General features: G+C 62.7%; 24 protein-coding genes. 9 read left to right on the forward strand and 15 right to left on the reverse strand.

The window, feature by feature from the left end:
• Positions 1-30: 30 nt before the first annotated feature.
• The 3 genes from folK to EKN06_RS05880 are packed head-to-tail and all read right to left on the reverse strand — an operon-like array spanning position 31 to position 2,138.
• Complete coding sequence (gene folK / locus EKN06_RS05870) at positions 31-525, reverse strand: 2-amino-4-hydroxy-6-hydroxymethyldihydropteridine diphosphokinase (RefSeq protein WP_127611867.1); 495 nt, start codon at positions 523-525, stop codon at positions 31-33.
• Entirely contained in the window at positions 518-1,372 is an 855-nt protein-coding gene (gene aguB / locus EKN06_RS05875; RefSeq protein WP_127611868.1) for an N-carbamoylputrescine amidase, read from the reverse strand. Before aguB ends, folK begins: the two co-directional genes overlap by 8 nt.
• A gap of 10 nt (positions 1,373-1,382) precedes the next feature.
• Positions 1,383-2,138, reverse strand: a complete 756-nt coding sequence (locus EKN06_RS05880) for an SIMPL domain-containing protein (protein ID WP_240654617.1) — start codon at positions 2,136-2,138, stop codon at positions 1,383-1,385.
• 153 nt (positions 2,139-2,291) lie between these two features.
• Here EKN06_RS05880 and msrA point away from each other — a divergent pair, with 153 nt between their 5' ends.
• Positions 2,292-2,822 (forward strand): peptide-methionine (S)-S-oxide reductase MsrA, encoded by a 531-nt coding sequence (gene msrA, locus EKN06_RS05885; RefSeq protein WP_127611870.1) that lies wholly within the window; start codon positions 2,292-2,294, stop codon positions 2,820-2,822.
• Here the strand turns inward: msrA and EKN06_RS05890 are convergent.
• Positions 2,819-4,057 carry an RsmB/NOP family class I SAM-dependent RNA methyltransferase gene (locus tag EKN06_RS05890; protein ID WP_127611871.1) on the reverse strand — a complete coding sequence of 413 codons (1,239 nt, stop codon included), beginning with the start codon at positions 4,055-4,057 and terminating at the stop codon, positions 2,819-2,821. The two genes, msrA and EKN06_RS05890, sit on opposite strands and share 4 nt — an antisense overlap.
• A gap of 81 nt (positions 4,058-4,138) precedes the next feature.
• Between EKN06_RS05890 and EKN06_RS05895 the strand changes: the two genes are divergently transcribed.
• Complete coding sequence (locus tag EKN06_RS05895) at positions 4,139-4,315, forward strand: DUF1674 domain-containing protein (RefSeq protein WP_127611872.1); 177 nt, start codon at positions 4,139-4,141, stop codon at positions 4,313-4,315.
• A 12-nt stretch (positions 4,316-4,327) separates the two neighbouring features.
• Here the strand turns inward: EKN06_RS05895 and EKN06_RS05900 are convergent, their stop codons facing one another.
• The 4 genes from EKN06_RS05900 to dksA form a co-directional block, all read right to left on the reverse strand.
• Entirely contained in the window at positions 4,328-4,723 is a 396-nt protein-coding gene (locus EKN06_RS05900) for a DUF4112 domain-containing protein (RefSeq protein WP_127612023.1), read from the reverse strand.
• Positions 4,724-4,872: 149 nt separating this feature from the next.
• The gene (locus EKN06_RS05905; RefSeq protein WP_127611873.1) at positions 4,873-6,309 is read right to left on the reverse strand and encodes an ABC transporter substrate-binding protein; all 1,437 of its coding nucleotides are present in this window, start codon (positions 6,307-6,309) and stop codon (positions 4,873-4,875) included.
• 72 nt (positions 6,310-6,381) lie between these two features.
• Positions 6,382-6,726: a PilZ domain-containing protein gene (locus EKN06_RS05910; protein ID WP_127611874.1), complete on the reverse strand. Its 345-nt coding sequence runs from the start codon at positions 6,724-6,726 to the stop codon at positions 6,382-6,384.
• Positions 6,727-6,913: 187 nt separating this feature from the next.
• A complete protein-coding gene (dksA, locus tag EKN06_RS05915; protein WP_127611875.1) occupies positions 6,914-7,372 on the reverse strand; it encodes an RNA polymerase-binding protein DksA in 459 nt (152 codons plus the stop codon).
• Between the two features lie 292 nt (positions 7,373-7,664).
• On the opposite strand from dksA, the gene EKN06_RS05920 reads away from it, so the two are divergent.
• Positions 7,665-8,015: a hypothetical protein gene (locus EKN06_RS05920; RefSeq protein WP_240654618.1), complete on the forward strand. Its 351-nt coding sequence runs from the start codon at positions 7,665-7,667 to the stop codon at positions 8,013-8,015.
• Positions 8,016-8,021: 6 nt separating this feature from the next.
• On the opposite strand, the gene EKN06_RS05925 is transcribed toward EKN06_RS05920, so the two are convergent.
• Genes EKN06_RS05925 through EKN06_RS05945 form a run of 5 tightly spaced genes read right to left on the reverse strand, consistent with a single transcriptional unit; the run spans position 8,022 to position 11,272 of the window.
• The gene (locus EKN06_RS05925) at positions 8,022-9,164 is read right to left on the reverse strand and encodes a GNAT family N-acetyltransferase (protein ID WP_127611876.1); all 1,143 of its coding nucleotides are present in this window, start codon (positions 9,162-9,164) and stop codon (positions 8,022-8,024) included.
• Positions 9,161-9,901, reverse strand: coding sequence for a glycerophosphodiester phosphodiesterase family protein (locus EKN06_RS05930; RefSeq protein WP_127611877.1), 741 nt, complete (start codon positions 9,899-9,901; stop codon positions 9,161-9,163). The genes EKN06_RS05925 and EKN06_RS05930 overlap by 4 nt, the downstream gene beginning before the upstream one ends.
• Before the next feature lie 2 nt (positions 9,902-9,903).
• Positions 9,904-10,365, reverse strand: a complete 462-nt coding sequence (locus EKN06_RS05935) for a RidA family protein (protein ID WP_127611878.1) — start codon at positions 10,363-10,365, stop codon at positions 9,904-9,906.
• The gene (locus tag EKN06_RS05940; protein ID WP_127611879.1) at positions 10,362-10,988 is read right to left on the reverse strand and encodes an HAD family hydrolase; all 627 of its coding nucleotides are present in this window, start codon (positions 10,986-10,988) and stop codon (positions 10,362-10,364) included. The genes EKN06_RS05935 and EKN06_RS05940 overlap by 4 nt, the downstream gene beginning before the upstream one ends.
• On the reverse strand, positions 10,985-11,272 hold the full coding sequence (locus EKN06_RS05945; protein ID WP_127611880.1) for a DUF3572 family protein: 288 nt from the start codon (positions 11,270-11,272) through the stop codon (positions 10,985-10,987). The genes EKN06_RS05940 and EKN06_RS05945 overlap by 4 nt, the downstream gene beginning before the upstream one ends.
• Positions 11,273-11,349: 77 nt before the next feature.
• Here EKN06_RS05945 and EKN06_RS05950 point away from each other — a divergent pair, with 77 nt between their 5' ends.
• The 3 genes from EKN06_RS05950 (at position 11,350) to spt (ending at position 13,432) form a co-directional block, all read left to right on the forward strand.
• Positions 11,350-11,730 carry a response regulator gene (locus EKN06_RS05950; RefSeq protein WP_127611881.1) on the forward strand — a complete coding sequence of 127 codons (381 nt, stop codon included), beginning with the start codon at positions 11,350-11,352 and terminating at the stop codon, positions 11,728-11,730.
• Positions 11,731-11,928: 198 nt separating this feature from the next.
• A complete protein-coding gene (locus tag EKN06_RS05955; protein ID WP_127611882.1) occupies positions 11,929-12,171 on the forward strand; it encodes an acyl carrier protein in 243 nt (80 codons plus the stop codon).
• Between the two features lies 1 nt (position 12,172).
• Positions 12,173-13,432, forward strand: coding sequence for a serine palmitoyltransferase (gene spt, locus EKN06_RS05960; protein WP_127611883.1), 1,260 nt, complete (start codon positions 12,173-12,175; stop codon positions 13,430-13,432).
• Between the two features lie 34 nt (positions 13,433-13,466).
• Here the strand turns inward: spt and EKN06_RS05965 are convergent, their stop codons facing one another.
• Both EKN06_RS05965 and EKN06_RS05970 read right to left on the reverse strand, forming a co-directional pair.
• Positions 13,467-13,736: an usg protein gene (locus EKN06_RS05965; protein WP_127611884.1), complete on the reverse strand. Its 270-nt coding sequence runs from the start codon at positions 13,734-13,736 to the stop codon at positions 13,467-13,469.
• 101 nt (positions 13,737-13,837) lie between these two features.
• A complete protein-coding gene (locus EKN06_RS05970; protein ID WP_127611885.1) occupies positions 13,838-14,473 on the reverse strand; it encodes a YqaA family protein in 636 nt (211 codons plus the stop codon).
• Positions 14,474-14,710: 237 nt separating this feature from the next.
• On the opposite strand from EKN06_RS05970, the gene EKN06_RS05975 reads away from it, so the two are divergent.
• The 3 genes from EKN06_RS05975 to EKN06_RS05985 are packed head-to-tail and all read left to right on the forward strand — an operon-like array spanning position 14,711 to position 16,051.
• Entirely contained in the window at positions 14,711-15,199 is a 489-nt protein-coding gene (locus tag EKN06_RS05975; RefSeq protein ID WP_127611886.1) for a hypothetical protein, read from the forward strand.
• 56 nt (positions 15,200-15,255) lie between these two features.
• Positions 15,256-15,741, forward strand: a complete 486-nt coding sequence (locus tag EKN06_RS05980) for a terminase large subunit domain-containing protein (RefSeq protein WP_164843961.1) — start codon at positions 15,256-15,258, stop codon at positions 15,739-15,741.
• Positions 15,647-16,051, forward strand: coding sequence for a DUF2793 domain-containing protein (locus EKN06_RS05985; protein WP_127611887.1), 405 nt, complete (start codon positions 15,647-15,649; stop codon positions 16,049-16,051). The genes EKN06_RS05980 and EKN06_RS05985 overlap by 95 nt, the downstream gene beginning before the upstream one ends.
• Positions 16,052-16,229 lie beyond the last annotated feature (178 nt).

Consider the following 16,229-nt stretch of genomic DNA (forward strand, 5'->3'; position numbering starts at 1 on the left):
GGCGTCACCTAGGCAGGGGGTCGCCGCGGGTCAAGCGCCTTGGCGGCGCAGACGGAAAAGTAGTTGGCGGATTGTCAGCCCGCCAAGCGGATCGCGCCAGTCGGGCGCGACGTCCAACGCCGGGATCAAGACGAAGTCGCGCCGGCGATATTCAGGGTGCGGGATCGTGAGATCGGCATCGCACCACGCCCCGCCCGACCACAGCACGATATCGCAATCGAGCGTCCGAGCGCTCCACCGCTGGCCACCCGTTGCCCGGTCGAACCTGTGTTCGAGCGATTTGAGGTTATCGAGCATTTCCGGCGGATCGAGATCGGTGGCGACCAACACGGCAGCGTTCGCATAAGTCCGCCGCGAAGGCCCGACCGGCGGGCTCTGCATGATCCGCGACCGTGCCATGACCTGTGTCGGCCCGCGAACCAGCCCATCCATCGCTGCGGCCAGGACCCGTGCCGGAGCGCCATGGCGGACGTGCCGGACATTGCCGCCCAGCGCGATCAGGTAGCGATGCGCTGGCTCAGACATCCTCCGCCAGCCGGCCATAAAGCTGTGGCCTGCGGTCGCGGAAGAACCCCATTCCGGCCCGGTGCGTCGCGGCCCGGGCAAGGTCGATTTCGGAAACCAGCACGCCGGTTTCGTCGCAGCCGTATTCCTCGACCAGGTCACCCCATTCGTCGCTGATGAACGAGTGCCCGTAGAACGTCTGATGTTCGCCTTCGCGTCCGATGCGGTTGGCGGCGATTACCGGCATGCAGTTCGAAACGGCATGCCCGATCATCGCGCGACGCCACATGCGGCTGGTGTCGAGATCTGCGTCATAGGGTTCGGACCCGATGGCGGTGGGATAGAACAACAGTTCCGCCCCCATCAGCGCCATGGCGCGGGCGCATTCCGGATACCATTGATCCCAGCAGACGCCGACGCCGATGCGCGCGCCGAACACGTCCCACACGCGGAAACCGGTGTTGCCGGGGCGAAAATAGTATTTTTCCTCGTACCCCGGCCCGTCGGGAATATGGCTTTTGCGATAAATGCCCATGATCTCTCCGTCCGGACCGATCATCGCCAGCGTGTTGTAATAATGATGCCCTTCGCGCTCGAAAAAACTGGTCGGAATGGCGACGCCCAGCTTTTTGGCGAGTGCCTGCATCGCGATAACGCTGGGATGTTCGGCGGTCTGGCGGGCCAGTGCGAAAAGCGCCTCGTCCTCGTCGCGACAGAAATAGGGGCCGGAGAAAAGCTCGGGTGGCAGGATGACCTGCGCGCCCCTTGCCGCCGCCTGTTCCACCAGTGCTGCGACCTTGGCGATGTTTTCCTGCTCGTCATCCGAGCCCAGTGCGCATTGCAGCGCCGCAACCGTGATTTTCGTCATGCGCCCTCGATTATTTCGGCACGAGGGCGAAGTCCACCTGAACCGTCACGGCGCTGCTCGTCTGCCCGGTCATGACCGCGCTTGTATCAATGCCGCTTTCCGGCCGGGGATAGGCCGCGATGGCAGGCGGGGCGACTGGCGGTGGCGGCGGGGCGGTGGGGATCGCCGCCTGAAAATAGCGGTTGCCCTGCGATCCGCCAGCATCGCGGATGTACAGCACGCGGGAGATTTCCATGCCCGCCGCATCCGCATAGGCTTCGGCCCTCTTGCGCGCGGCCTTGTATGCGGCGGCATAGGCGCTGTTCGCCGCCGTTTCGGGATCGGATATGCGCAAGTTCGGGCCCGACAGGACATTCGCCCCCGCCTCGGTCACCGCGGTGACTGCGGAACCTGCCTTGGTCACGTCGCGCACGGTGACGGCGATGACATTGCTCGCTTGGTATTGCCCCTTGCGGTCGCCCCAATCGACGCGACTGACACCGACGGTGCGCGTCTGGATATCGTCCTGCGCAATGCCCAGCGCCTTTAGCGCGGCGACGACCTGGGCGATGTCGCCGTTCGCCGCCTCGCTCGCGGCGCTAGCGGTTTTCGCCCATGCGTTGATGCCGGCTTCGAACCGTGCCTCATCGGGCCGGCTCTCCGCCTCTCCGCTCGCGCTTACCGACAACAGGGTTTCGTTGTGCGTGACGCCACGCGTATCTTCTTCCGGCGCGGAGCATGCGGCCAGCGGCAGCAACGTGCTGGCCAGCACAGTTATTTTCTTCACGGCGATTCTCCTTTCACCCCATGTCGAAGCGCGCTCGGGATACCAACGGCATTCTTAACCGTTCCCAACATCCTGACGGCTTAGAAACCGGCGGCAGGTGACAATGTGGTGGGCGATCCCCATCTTTGCCCGCGACAAGGAGAATACGAGATCATGCAACAGGCTATCGTAGCGGGCGGCTGCTTCTGGTGTACCGAGGCGGTCTATAACGACGTCCTTGGCGTCAACAATGTCGAGAGCGGCTATATCGGCGGGGACACCGAAAACCCGACGTACAAGGAAGTCTGTTCGGGCGGCACCGGCCATGCAGAGGCGGTGCGGGTGACCTACAATCCCGAAATCCTGCGCTATGGCGACTTGCTCGACATCTTTTTCGCGACGCACGATCCGACCCAGCTGAACCGGCAGGGCAACGATGTCGGCACGCAGTACCGTTCGGCTATCTTCCCGCTGGACGATACGCAGAGGGCAGAGGCGGAAAAGGCGATCGAACGGGCGCAGGCGATCCGCGACCAGACGGTCGTTACGACGATCGAAGGGCCGGCGCACTGGTATCCGGCAGAAGATTACCACCAGGAATATTGGGTCAACGACGGACAGCGGAACCCTTATTGCCAGGCGACAATCCCGCCCAAGCTCGACAAATTGCGCAAGAGCTTCGCCGACCGCGTCCGGCCAGATTAAAGCCGGAAACGCGCGACAAAGAACCCGTCGAGGCCACCGATTTCGGGCAACATCCCGGGATCGGTGCGCACCCAGCCCCGGTCCGTCGGCAGCAACCCGGCGGGCAGTTCGTCGGCCCGGATCGGATCGGGTGACAGCGTGACCTTTGCGGCGCGTTCCTCGCCCTCTTCCGGTTCGAGCGAGCAAGTCGCATAGACCAGCCGCCCGCCGGGCTTCAGCCAACCGGACGCCCGTTCGATCAGCTTGTCCTGCAATTCGGTCAGGTCCGCGATCTGGCGGCCGGCAATGCGGTGCAGCACATCAGGGTGGCGGCGGCAGGTGCCCGTCGCGGTGCACGGCGCATCGAGCAGGACGGCATCGAATGGCGCGTCGGGCGACCATTCCAGCGCATCGGCACGGACAATTTCCGCCGATAGCCCGGTGCGGTCGAGATTCTGGCGCAGCCGTTCCAGCCGCCTTTGCGCGATGTCGAGCGCGACGACCTGCCAGCCTGCTGCTGCAAGCTGCATCGTCTTGCCGCCCGGTGCGGCGCAGAGGTCCAGCACGCGCCGCCCTTCGCCCTGCCCCAGCAGCATCGCGGGAATGGCGGCGGCAAGATCCTGCACCCACCATGCGCCTTCGGTAAAGCCGGGCAGGCCATCGACGGCCCGTCCGCGCGGCAGGCGCAAAAGCCCAGCCGCAAGCACCTTGCCGTCCAGCCGCTCTGCCCACAGATCGGTTTCAGCCGGATTGCGCAAGGTTAGATCGAGCAGCGGCGGTTCGGCCAGCCCGGCGGCGATCGCGTCGAGCCGGTCGGGCCACGCTTCTTCCCAGCGGGCTTCGACTTCGGGCGGCAGGGTGGGAATTTCAGGCAGCTTCGCTTCGCGTTTGAGCAGTGCCGAAAAGACGCCATGCGCCAATCTGCGCGGCCCGCCGGTCAACAGCGGCAGGCCCGTCGCGATGACCGCATGCGGCGCGGTATCCATGCGCAAGGCCTGCACCAACATCATGCGCAGCACGGTGCGCACTTTCGCATCGTCGGGCAGACGCTGGCGCGTGGCGCTGTCGATCAGTTCGTCGAGATCGGTGAGCCGGCGCAAGACCTCGCTCGCGATCGCGCGGGCCAGCGCGGCATCCGACGAAGGCATGGAGCGCATCGCACCTGCCGCCGTATCGAGCGTGTCGCCCCGGCGAAGGACGGCATCGAGCATGCGCAGCGCTGCGCTGCGGGCGGGTAATCCGGCAGTATCGACCATTGCGGCGCTATCGGCCCTGAGTGCGCGGATGGCAACAACGGATCATTGCATCGCGGCGCGCGCTGCTCCATCTATCGTGGCATGACCCAGGAACGCCCACGCGCAACCAAACGGCCCGAAACCTTTGCCAAACCCGCGCACTGGACCAACGATCCTGCGCCAACACCCGGCGACGGTTCGCGGCACGAAGAAGACGACCGGCCCGATCCCACCCGTTTCGGCGATTGGGAAAAGAACGGGATCGCCATCGATTTCTAAGCCAGCGTGGGCTTAGCCCTCGATCACCTGCGACGCGGGGTGATGCTTGTCGAGATGCTTGCGGATGATCTTCAGGTTCTTGGTGTTCGACCGGAACAGCATGTCGAACGCATCGCCCACCAACGGAATCGCGCCGATCGCCGTATCGAAGCCGAGATTGCCGGCCATTCGCCAAAGCTTCCATTTCGGCATGCCGAGATTGCGCGCTTCCCAGATGATATATGCGCCCATCGCCGCGGTCACGAGATCGCCGACCACGGGGACAAGGCCCGCGATGGCATCAAGGCCGATGCGATAGCTCGTTCCGGGCACGGTCAGGCTGCGTTCGAGCAGCGCTTCCATCGTCTCGATCCGCTGGCGGATGGCAGCGGGATGATTGCCGAGCGGAAGGTTGTCGCGAAAATCCATGCGCCGGGCCTGTCCGCCCGTTTGCTCGCCCGAAGGTCCTGTCGTGCGCTTGAAGTCGCTATCGGTCCTTGCGGCGTGTCCTTCGTCAGTTGGCAACAAGGCCCGCTCTCCCATCGATTTCAGCGCGGTCCTGATTGCGACCGCAGCATCTAATTGGGGGTGGCGAAGAGCTGCGACAAGGGATGGAAGCCCCAGCGGTTGACGGCAAACCCGTCGACCCCGCCCCGCACCAGCGAAAACCTGATCGGTGGGCCAAATGAAATGAATGTCGTTTCGGCTGTCAGCAATCGCTCTGCCTCTGACAGCAAAGCGGCGCGTTTGGCCATGTCGGGTTCGCCGATCGACTCGCCGACCAGCTTGTCGGCCTCGGCGCTGCAGACGCCGTTGATGACCGCGCAATCGAAGCGGTGCAGGTACCATTCGGGCTGGTCCAGCCATGCCACGTCCTCGACCAGCCGCAATTGCGCGTCAGCGTCGGGACCGACACGCTTGGCGGCAAGACCGACGTTCGAGAAATCGGCAGAGAGGCGACGGAACAGGATGTCACCGCCGCTGCCCGGCGGCAGAGCGATGGTGATTGGCGGTATCGGTCCCTTGGTCGCCGCCCATCCCGCAACCCGCTGCGCGGCAAATGCCTGCCGCTGTTCCATGGTGTAACCGTCCCACGGCCCCGGCGGCTGTGCGGTGCCGGGCATGCCGACAGGCACGAGCCGAACCCGCGGGGTCCAGCCGCCGATGTTGAACGGGGCGATCAGCGCCTGACGGTCGATCGCCAACGATATCGCCTCGCGGTTAGCTGCGCGCGACAGAAAGCCATCGTTCTTTGCAATCGAAAGCCCGAAAATGCCGGTGATCGGATCGAGCCGGATCGTCCCGCGCAGCAACCCGCCCAATTCGACATGGGGCAAGGCGTCGAGCCCGCCGTCGAGCAACAACTCCGCTTCCCCGGCCTGAAACCTGCGAACCGCATCGCGTGCAGAAGATATGCGCACATCCAGCGAAGCGGCGACCCGCCCGTCCGGCCCGGCTGGCCGCGACAGGGTGAGAACCGGGCCGTCTGCGGACAACGTGAGCGCGCCGGTATCGCGTCCTTCGAATCGCAGGGCAAGTTCGGGTCGCGCCAGCAGTTGCAGGAATTCCGGCATTGCGGACTTCAACTGAATTTCGACAACCTCATCCGTGCGGGCATAAATCCCGTCGATGATACGAAGGTCGAGCCCGAGACCGGTATTCTTGAATTGCCTGATCCGCGCCTGCAGCGCTTTTCGCACGTCATCCGCCGTCAACGGGTCTTTTTCGTCCGGATCGAAACTCTCGAACCGAAAGATGTAGCTGAGGCCATCGTCGGTAACGATCCACCTTGCCGCGAGATCGGGCTGGATGCGCCCTTGCGCGTCAAGCGCGACCAAGCCGCTGCCGGTCGCTTCCCGGATCAGGCCCGCGGCCGCCGGCAAAGGCACCTTGTCCTCCAGCGCTTCGGCCGGATCGCCGATGAGCAGAACGTCGAAACGCGCATCGCCGCCGCTGCCGCAGGCCGCGGTCAGAAGAGCGAGAATGGGGACGAGGATACGAGATGGAACCGGCATTGCGGTTCGTCTTATCAGGGGATGGCGAGCGGGTCAGCCACTATCGCCATCGCGGCCTGCGGCAAATTGCGATCAGTCGCGCGTTTCCGGTTCCCATGACGGCAGGCCGCTGCGTTCGGGAAGGTCGATTTCGTCGACCGGATAGGACACCATCGACGCGTCGATAGTCTGGTCAAAGGCGATGCCGCAACGATCGCCCGCCGCCCATGCCACGCTTCCCGCGATGATCCCGACATTGTGGAGATCGACCCACACCGGGCATCCACGCGCAACCCGCATTGACCCTTCGGCCATCACGCCCGAATCGGAAATGTTGCGCAGCTTCACCGCATAGGGCGCGCCGTCCCGTTCCAGTCGCAGCTCGGCCACCAGAAAAAGCGAATCGCGATCGTGCTTGCGGTGTTCCGGCTGCCGCATGGCTTTGTCCCTTGGTCCAGTCAGGCGATGAGCGGACGGTTACCCCGCCCCTCAACCGCATGAGTGCAAGACTAACGCATTAGGGATAACGAAATGTAAAGGAAGCAGGGGTTCTGAACCCGGGAGTTTGCGGCCTGTACCCATCCGGGACAGATTGGCGCGCCTGTCCGGACGCTTCCGCACCGGTTCAGTCGTCGCGAGAAATCTTTTCGCGACGTTCGTGCGCTTCTTGTGCTTCGACCGTCATCGTTGCGATGGGCCGTGCGATCAGCCGGCCAAGACCGATCGGCTCTCCGGTCACTTCGCAAAATCCGTATTCGCCTTCGTCGATGCGGCGCAAAGCCGAATCAATCTTGGCGATCAGCTTGCGCTGGCGATCGCGGGTGCGCAGTTCGATACCCCAATCGGTCTCGCTCGACGCGCGATCGTTCATGTCGGGTTCGCGGATCGGCCCATCCTGCAATTGCTGCAACGTGCCGGCCGCGGCGTCCAGGATGGAATGCTTCCATTCGACCAGAAGGTTACGGAAAAACTCCAGCTGCTTCGGATTCATGTAAGGTTCCGAACTATCCGGAACGTAATCGCCAACAACCTTGCGACGCGCAGTCGCCAGGATGTCAATTTCCGTAGCAGCCGAAAGGCCCATGCGTAAATCCCCGCATAATGCCGGCGGACCGCCGCCAACGGCCCATCCGATCCCAGTTGCGGCGCTATAAGAGCCCGCCGATTCGCAAACAAGCGCATTTTCAAGAATGTCGATAATCACCCACAGATTAAGCGTGGCCGAACGGGCTTGTCGCATTTCGAACCGGTGCGGAATGAAGTGCGGTCCTGATCTCAAAGGATAATTCTGGCGTTAACGAATTGTTGACCATGATCCCCGAACTTGACGTTTGCCGGCGCAACTAATTGGCGGGCGTTAACTGGGGGCGATCAAGATGGCATCGAGCAATCATCTTTACCTTGTCGAAAGCGGACCGGAGATCGATCCGGCAGTCGTGCGGAGCACTGCCCGGTTCGTCTGCAAGTGCCTTTCGGCGTATCACGACGGTGACGACAACGCGCTGTTCGAACTGGGCTGCGCCTTTTCCACCGGCAGCCGCGGCGCGCAGTGCGATCTGATCGAGGCGCACAAGTGGTTCAACCTTGCCGCCGCCAACGGGCACGAGGAAGCGCACAACTGCCGCGCCGACGTCGCCGACGAAATGACTGCGCGCGAAATCGTCGAGGCACAGCGCCGGGCGCGTGCATTCCTGGCAGAAATCGCGGCTGACCGCCACGTCGCCTGAACGCGCTCAACCGTCCTTGCGGAACGGAGCCATGGCCTGCAACGCGGCCTGATCCGCGCCAATGCCCTGCCGTTCGACTTCGAGAAAGTCGGCGACCGCCGCGCGAAAACCTTCGTGCGGGATGAAATGGGCCGAAAATGTCTGCACCGGCTCGTAACCGCGAGCCAGCTTGTGCGCCCCTTGCGCCCCTGCCTCCACGCGCGACAGGCCGCGATCGATCGCCGCGTCGATCGCCTGGTAATAGCATATCTCGAAATGCAGATAGGGCCGGTCGGCCAGCGCGCCCCAGTATCGCCCATATAGCGCGTCGGGACCGATGAAGTTCAAAGCGCCCGCGATCGGCCGATCGGCCTCGAACGCCAGTATCAGCAGTACGTCGTCCGCCATGGTGTCATGGATCAGGTCGAACGCTTCGCGCGTCAGGTAAGGCCGCCCCCATTTGCGCGCGCCGGTGTCCTGATAAAAATCCCAGAACACGTCCCAGTGTCCCGGCCGCAACGCATCGCCGGTCAGATGCTCGATCCGCAGACCTTCCACCGCTTTGGCGCGTTCCTTGCGGATAGCCTTGCGCTTGCGCGACGACAGCGTGGCGAGGAAATCTTCGAAGTCAGCAAAGTCGCGGTTGGTCCAGTGGAACTGGATATCGGTGCGGATCAACCAGCCCGCCTCTTCGAATAGGGGCACCTGATCGGGCGCGATAAAAGTCGCATGGGCCGACGAAAGCCCTTCGTTGCGACAGAACGTTTCTGCCGCGTGCAGCATGGTGCGCGCACTCGCCGCGTCCGGGGCCAGCACGCGCGGGCCGGTCGCCGGGGTGAAAGGAACCGCGATCTGCAACTTGGGATAATAGCTGCCGCCAGCCCGCTGCCACGCATCGGCCCAGCCGTGGTCGAAAACATATTCGCCTTGGCTATGCCCCTTCAGATAAGCGAGAAGCGCGGCATGCAATGTGCCATCGGGCCCGTTCATCGTCAGCGGCGCAGGCGACCAGCCGGTGCCGGGGCCGACACTGCCCGATCGTTCAAGCAACGACAGGAAACGGTGGCTGGTGAAAGGATTGCCCGTTGAGTCAAGAGCATCCCATTCGTCTGCATCGATCCCGGAAACCGAAGGGTTGAGGCGGATCTCGATCGCGCTTTCGTCACTCACGCCAGCCCGGCCCCTTCGGCAATGGGCGCATCGGCGTGGCGACGCGCGCGCGCCATCAATTCAGGGCTGCGCACCGTCCATGTCAGCAAGGGCGTGCCATTCGCGCGATGGCGGGCCAGCGCGGGATCGGGCAGGTCGCGGATGTCGCAGGCGATAAATGTCGGACGGCAATAGAGGATGTAGACCTCGCGTTGCATGCGATAGGCCAACCGGCCACGATCTTCCCTGCCGGTGACGAGCCCGCGCGGCCTGTACGGCAGGGTGCTTGCGAACCAACGGACAATCCGGGGATCAAAGCTCATCACCGCTGCTATTCCGCGATAATCCGACAAGGCCGCAACAACCGAGCGGCACAGCGGCTTCCATACCATACCCCGCTTCGATTTCACTTCGATCAGGAGCGGCACCTTGCCGTCGACTTGCCGCAGCACATCGTGAAGACGCGAGATCGTTCCCCCGGAGTGCAGCGCGAGATGCGAAAGTTGTTCGGCCGATCTTTCGCGCAAGGGGCCAGCCTCGTCCGTCAGACGGTCCAGCGTCCAATCGTGGAAGACCATCGCCTCCCCATCCGCGCTGGCCTGAACGTCGCATTCGATGCCCAGCCCGGCGCGGATCGCGGCATCGAACGCCGCCGGCGAATTTTCGGTGGATGCCAGCCCGTGCAGGCCCCGGTGGGCATAAGTCCATTCGCCCAGCCATTCCTGCCCTGTAACAGGCGGGAGCGAGGCGCCCGGCATGGTCAGCCCGCCACCTGCAGGATCGCGTCCACCTCAACTGCCGCACCCAGCGGCAGCACCGGCACGCCAACCGCGCTGCGGGCGTGGCGACCGGCATCGCCGAATACGGCGAGCATCAAGTCCGACGCGCCGTTCACGACCTTCGGCTGATCGGTGAAATCGCCGGTCGAATTGACGAACCCACCCAGCTTCACGACCCGCACGACGCGATCCAGCGAGCCGAGCGCCTGCTTCGCCTGCGCCAGGATCATTACGCCGCAGGCCTGTGCCGCCTCGATCCCGCGTTCGAGCGTGACATCTTCACCCAGCCGACCGGTGACGAGAGCGCCGTCGATAAAGGGCAACTGACCGGAAATGTGCAGCAGCCCGCCTGCCTCGACCGCCGGGACATAGCTTGCCACCGGGGCCGCCGGCTGGGGCAGCACCAATCCCAGTTCGGCCAACCGACCTTCGATATCGCTCATTCGCTCGCTCCTATCCGTTGCATCAGCCACGGGACTGCCTCGGCCCATTGGTCGATCCGCGCGTGGGCGTGCCCCGCCTCAAGCGCGCAAGTCGTATGGGGCGCAACGCCCGGCTCGCCGACAAAATGGAGACGCGAGACGTGCGGCGCAACCTCGGCCACCGAACCGATGTGAATGGCCAGATCGTCAATGAAGACGGCGGGCCTGCCCTCGCCGCGTTCGACCATGATTTTCTGCAATGCCGGACCCTTTGGCCCCTGATTGCAATAGACCGGTACGTCGATGCCGATGCCGCGCAACTGGCGGACGCGATCGTTCTGGCGGTGATGCGGCAGGTTTGTCAGCACGACGATCTCGGCATGGTCGGACAGCGCTGCCATCGCCTCCACCGCTCCGGGGATCGGGTCCTGCCTTCCCATCTGCGTATCGAAAAATCCGTCCAGCAAGGTCCACATGTCGGCGACCTTCATCGGCTCGTCCGCGCCGCGTCGCCGCATGCCTTCGGCCCATCCGCGCGTCAGGTCGAGATCGACGCCATGCTCTTCGCCCAGCCAGTCGCGAAAGTGGACGACCATGCGCAGCAGCACTTCGTCGCAATCTGTAATGATGAGCGGCTTGTTCAAAATTCGAATGTCCTGCCTGTCAGATTGTCACGTGCGGCGACGATACGTTCGGGCGCAAGGCCCAGTCCATCTGCCGCGGCAACGAGGTCCGCGTCGTTCCCGGCCAGGAACTCGAGGATCGCCGATTGGATTTCACGCCGGTCGAGCCCTGCCCGAAGATCGTCGGGCAAAAGCCCGGTCAGATCGAGGAATCTTTCGGCAAGTGTTTGATCCTGAAGGATCCACGACAGTGCCATCAAAGCCACAGTCGCACTGTCCGCATCGGGTGTTTTACCGCTGGTCATTGTCAAACGGGGTCTCTGTCACTTACACATTTGCCGTGGTTGGCCTTGGGGAAGGCCTTACCGGGGGAACGAATGCAGTGACTGAACGCGTTCTCGTTGTCGAGGACAACGATCTCAATCGGAAGCTTTTTTGCGACCTGCTGCGCGCAAACGGCTTTGCCGTGGAGCCGGTTGCCGACGGGGTCGATTTCGTTGAGCGCGCCGCCGCGTTCGATCCGCAGCTTGTCGTCATGGATATCCAGTTGCCCAATGTATCGGGCATTTCGCTGATCGAAGCGTTACGGGCCGACGCACGGCTGTGCCACGTTCCGGTGCTTGCCGTCACCGCCTATGCGGGTAAAGGCGATGAAGAGCGCATCCGCGCCGCCGGAGCCGAAGGCTATCTGTCGAAGCCGGTTTCGATCCACCCCTTCATGAGCGCGGTGAACGCGCTGCTCGATCGCCGGGCCGCAGCCTGAAACAGCCGTTTCCGTAGGGGCATGGCGGGCATCACGCGCAGCCGCGCTGTCGCGATGTCATTGCGCGCGCCGCCGCCATGCACAGTCACAGCGGCCCTCCACGCTTGACAGGACGAGCGCGTCCCGCTTTGCCGCGAACATGACCGAAAAGCCGCGCCTGCGCATGTCGCGCGCGCGATCGCAAGGAAAGTACCGCTGATGGACCGCGAAGACACCAAGGCACGGATCGACGCCCTGATCGAACCCTTCAACAAGAAGAACGTCACGGTCGGAGAAGACACGACGTTCGCCGGTGACCTCGAGTGGGACAGCCTGACCGTGATGGACTTCGTCGCCGCGATCGAAGACGAGTTCGACATCATCATCTCGATGAACCAGCAGGCCGAGATCGAAACTTATGGCCAGCTGATCGATTCCGTAACCAAGCTGCGGGCCGCCTGAGATGAGCGAAGGCATTGCAACGCCCGACAAGCCCGAGCCGCCGTTGGACGCAGGCGACGACGCGCGCGATCTTTTCAGCAAGTTCGACCCCATCATTAAGCAACGCCAGGACCTGCTCGACAGCGGGCTGGAAGATCCGTTCGGCCTGGTGATGGAGCGTGTGCTGTCGCCGGTCACCGCAGTCTGCAATGGCCGCGAAACGATCCTGCTTGGCACCTATAATTACATGGGCATGACCTTCGACCCCGAAGTGATCGAGGCGGGCAAGCGCGCGCTCGACGATTTCGGGGCGGGCACGACCGGCAGCCGCGTGCTGAACGGCACTTATGTTGGGCACAAGGAAGTCGAAAAGGCGCTCTGCGACTTTTATGGCATGGACCACGCCATCGTCTTTTCGACGGGGTATCAGGCCAATCTCGGCATCATTTCGACGATCGCCGGCAAGGGCGATTACATCGTGCTCGACATCGACAGCCACGCATCCATCTGGGACGGCTGCAAGATGGGCGATGCCGAAGTGGTACCTTTCAAGCACAACGATATCGAAGCGATGGACAAGCGGCTTGGCCGTATTCCCGAAGGTGCGGGCAAGCTGGTGGTGCTGGAGGGCGTCTATTCCATGCTGGGCGACATCGCCCCGCTCAGGGAAATGATCGCGGTCGCCAAGCGTCATGGTGCGATGGTGCTGGTCGACGAGGCGCATTCGATGGGCTTCATCGGTCCCAACGGACGCGGCGTGGCCGAAGATCAGGGCTGCCTCGATGACGTGGACTTCATCATTGGCACGTTTTCCAAGTCCGTCGGCACGGTCGGCGGTTTCTGCGTGTCCAACCATCCCAAGTTCGAGATCATGCGGCTGGTGTGTCGACCTTACGTCTTCACCGCGTCGCTGCCTCCCAGCGTCGTTGCGACCGCGGCGACTTCGATCCGCAAGCTTATGCACGCGGGCGACAAACGGGCGCATCTTTGGGAAAATTCGAAGCGGATGCACGCGGGCCTGAAAACGCTGGGCTTCCAGCTTGGCACCGATGAACCGCAAAGCGCGATCATCGCGGTCATCATGCCCGATCTCGAACGCGGCGCGGCCATGTGGGAAGCATTGTTGCAGGAAGGGCTCTACGTAAACCTCGCCCGTCCACCAGCGACCCCTGCGAACATGACCCTGCTGCGCTGCTCGCTTTGTGCGGAACACACCGAAGAACAGGTCGGCGATATCCTCGTCATGTTCGAAGCCGCGGGTAAGGCGGTCGGTATCATCTGAACGCCGGGGCCGCGAACGCGGCTAACAGCGAGTTTCAGTTGATGGTGATGACGCCGTCGACGGCCTGCCATTCGGCCGGGCCGATCAGGCGGTTGTGCGCCACGCAGACCGAGTGCAGCACCGCTTCTATATCGGATCGCCAGAATTCCAGGAATTGACCGAGCCGCGGAAATTTCGGCGCAAGATCGTACTGCTGAAAGACAAGCTGTTGAAGCAGTGACCGGTGGTCGGGCATCCAGAAATGGACCTGCACCGTGCTGAGGCCGTAACCTTGCATCTGCTGCTGGAAGTCGCTGTCTACCATCGCTCCTCCAATTTCGGCACCCAACTGGGGTGCTGACTTCAGAGTCGCATGATTTCGGTAAATATCCGGTTAGGTCAAACGAAAATTGGTGCAGCGCACCATCACCGTTCGACGGCTGTTGCCTGCGCACACATTTCGCGCGCTCCTTCACCCCCGCCGTCCAGCAAGGTAATGGCCGCAAATCCAGCTATGACCGCCACGATGAAACCTGCGGTAACCAGCACCAGGTACTTGTCGATGAACCGCTTTATCGGCGCTCCGAACAGGCGAAACAGCACGCCGACGATCATGAAGCTGATCGATCGCGACACAAGGCTCGCCAACAGGAACATGCCGATCGGCATGGCGATGAAGCCGGCCGTGATCGTCAGCAACTTGAACGGGATCGGCGTCGCGCCCTTGGCCACGAATATCCAGAAGCCCATCTCGCGCAGATAACACGCCGCGACAGGAAAGCTTTCCGACAGGCCCAGAATCTCGAGCAAGCGCTCGCCCACCAGATCGTAGACAAAATGCCCGATGGCATAACCGAGCAAGCCGCCAGCCACCGACGCCAGAGTGGCCACCAATGCATAGCGCACGGCCTTCTTCGGATTGGCAAGACACATCAGGCCCAGCAAAGGATGCGGCGGAATGGGAAAGAAGCTCGCCTCGACAAAGGCGAACAACGCGAGCCAACCTTCGGCATGGCGGTGCTGCGCCTTTTCCATCGTCCATTCATAGAGCTTGCGAAGCATGTGCGATCCCGTCCTGAGACGCGCGGGCGGTCTGACGCTGCGCGCAAAGCCTGTTAAAAGCTCAGACCAGCGAAAGACAGCGGAAAACCGACGATGCTAAAATAACCTATTTGGCACTTTTATATTGACATCGTGACGCTCTTTGGTTAGTGAAAAGGAACATCGCGATAGAGCGAGTCGCTGCCCCGTCGGCGGCGCGGGCGCTCTCGCGATTTTCCGGACAACAGGGAGGTCGACATGGCGCAGGGACGCAGCCCCAATGGTGAGCGTGTGGCGGAAGATTGGCGCACGAAATTCCTGGAAACTCTATCAAGGACATCCAACGTGTCGGCGGCGGCTCGCGCAGCCAAGATCGATGCGAGCCACGTTTATCGCATACGCCGCACCGACCCCGCGTTTGCGAGCGCTTGGTTCGACGCGCTTTGCGACGGTTACGACATGCTCGAAATGGAATTGCTCAGGCGCCTGCGCCTTGGCGATTGCGAAAATCCCGGCACCAAGCGAAAGCGCAAATATGACAATGCGACCTCGTTTCGCTTGCTGACTGCGCACCGCGACAGCGTCAGCCGGATGCGAGCAAGCCAGCAGCACATGAACGAAGAAGACATCATCGCATCGATCAATGCCAAGCTTGACCTGATGCGAGAACGCATGAGGGAAGCGGCGACGGCTGATACGCCTGCCCTGCCGGCCCCGGATGAAACCGACCGCGGCAACGAGGCGTGACAGCCGACAAACGGCTCGCATGGTTGCTGGCGCTGGCGGATATCGAACGCGACGCCATGCTTAGCGCGCTGAGCGATTTGGAGCGCAAGGAATTTCGCTACCACTGGGCATTATGGGCCCGCAAACGCCAGCTTGCACCGGCGGGTGACTGGCGGATCTGGCTGATCTGCGCGGGTAGAGGGTTCGGCAAGACGCGCGCAGGGTCCGAATGGATCAGGCAAGTGGCGCGGAGCAGTTCCGACGCACGGATCGCGCTGGTCGGAGCGTCTTTTGCCGAAACGCGCGCCGTGATGATCGAGGGAGAAAGCGGCATCCTGGCCTGTAGCCCGCCAATGTTCAGGCCGCAGTACGAACCGTCGCTCCGGCGGCTCACGTTTCCCAACGGCGCGACCGCGACGCTCTATTCCGCAGCGGAGCCCGAGGCGCTGCGCGGCCCTCAACATAGCCATGCCTGCCGCACAGGCTCAAAAGGAGTTTTATGTCAACGAAGCGCACGCCTTGACCGATGCGCTGCTGCACCCGGTCGTTCTTGGTTCGATTAGCGCGCCACCGGCCAACGCGGCCAATGGCGATTGCTGGATCGTCGGCGCGGCCGCAACGGGAGCCTTCGTCGGGCACGAGAATGAGCTGGCAAGCTTGCAGGAGGGACAATGGCTATACAGTGTGCCCGGGAAAGGCATGACGGTATATGACATTGGCCTTGGCAAGCGGCGGTTCTTCAACGGCAGCTGGGAAATCGCAACCGAGGTTAACGCGCCTTTGGCAGGTTCCGTGATCGATCTGGAGGCCCGGGCTTCGATCCTCCAAATCATCGAAGCTCTGCGCGCGGCGGGGGTGCTGGCTAATTATTGAATGTGCGATCACTTTTCGGGAACTATACACGCCTCGGTGTGTTTGTAGCCCACGTGAGGGAATGACTATCGGCAGAATACCGCCATTCGTTCGAGGAAACTGATGCGTTTATGTCACGCTTTCAATGCCTTCGAATGCTTGCGCGGTCTGTAATACAAAGATAGAAGTCACCTCCGTG

The sequence above is a fragment of the Croceicoccus ponticola genome (assembly GCF_004004515.1).
Lineage (GTDB): Bacteria > Pseudomonadota > Alphaproteobacteria > Sphingomonadales > Sphingomonadaceae > Croceicoccus > Croceicoccus ponticola.

Bases quoted from the DNA above. Each gene is read 5' to 3' on its own strand.
- folK (WP_127611867.1), bottom strand. From the start codon at position 525: ATGTCTGAGCCAGCGCATCGCTACCTGATCGCGCTGGGCGGCAATGTC.
- aguB (WP_127611868.1), bottom strand. From the start codon at position 1,372: ATGACGAAAATCACGGTTGCGGCGCTGCAATGCGCACTGGGCTCGGAT.
- msrA (WP_127611870.1), top strand. From the start codon at position 2,292: ATGCAACAGGCTATCGTAGCGGGCGGCTGCTTCTGGTGTACCGAGGCG.
- EKN06_RS05890 (WP_127611871.1), bottom strand. From the start codon at position 4,057: ATGGTCGATACTGCCGGATTACCCGCCCGCAGCGCAGCGCTGCGCATG.
- EKN06_RS05895 (WP_127611872.1), top strand. From the start codon at position 4,139: ATGACCCAGGAACGCCCACGCGCAACCAAACGGCCCGAAACCTTTGCC.
- EKN06_RS05900 (WP_127612023.1), bottom strand. From the start codon at position 4,723: ATGGATTTTCGCGACAACCTTCCGCTCGGCAATCATCCCGCTGCCATC.
- EKN06_RS05905 (WP_127611873.1), bottom strand. From the start codon at position 6,309: ATGCCGGTTCCATCTCGTATCCTCGTCCCCATTCTCGCTCTTCTGACC.
- EKN06_RS05910 (WP_127611874.1), bottom strand. From the start codon at position 6,726: ATGCGGCAGCCGGAACACCGCAAGCACGATCGCGATTCGCTTTTTCTG.
- dksA (WP_127611875.1), bottom strand. From the start codon at position 7,372: ATGGGCCTTTCGGCTGCTACGGAAATTGACATCCTGGCGACTGCGCGT.
- EKN06_RS05920 (WP_240654618.1), top strand. From the start codon at position 7,665: ATGGCATCGAGCAATCATCTTTACCTTGTCGAAAGCGGACCGGAGATC.
- EKN06_RS05930 (WP_127611877.1), bottom strand. From the start codon at position 9,901: ATGCCGGGCGCCTCGCTCCCGCCTGTTACAGGGCAGGAATGGCTGGGC.
- EKN06_RS05935 (WP_127611878.1), bottom strand. From the start codon at position 10,365: ATGAGCGATATCGAAGGTCGGTTGGCCGAACTGGGATTGGTGCTGCCC.
- EKN06_RS05945 (WP_127611880.1), bottom strand. From the start codon at position 11,272: ATGACCAGCGGTAAAACACCCGATGCGGACAGTGCGACTGTGGCTTTG.
- EKN06_RS05955 (WP_127611882.1), top strand. From the start codon at position 11,929: ATGGACCGCGAAGACACCAAGGCACGGATCGACGCCCTGATCGAACCC.
- spt (WP_127611883.1), top strand. From the start codon at position 12,173: ATGAGCGAAGGCATTGCAACGCCCGACAAGCCCGAGCCGCCGTTGGAC.
- EKN06_RS05965 (WP_127611884.1), bottom strand. From the start codon at position 13,736: ATGGTAGACAGCGACTTCCAGCAGCAGATGCAAGGTTACGGCCTCAGC.
- EKN06_RS05970 (WP_127611885.1), bottom strand. From the start codon at position 14,473: ATGCTTCGCAAGCTCTATGAATGGACGATGGAAAAGGCGCAGCACCGC.
- EKN06_RS05975 (WP_127611886.1), top strand. From the start codon at position 14,711: ATGGCGCAGGGACGCAGCCCCAATGGTGAGCGTGTGGCGGAAGATTGG.
- EKN06_RS05980 (WP_164843961.1), top strand. From the start codon at position 15,256: ATGCTTAGCGCGCTGAGCGATTTGGAGCGCAAGGAATTTCGCTACCAC.
- EKN06_RS05985 (WP_127611887.1), top strand. From the start codon at position 15,647: ATGCCTGCCGCACAGGCTCAAAAGGAGTTTTATGTCAACGAAGCGCAC.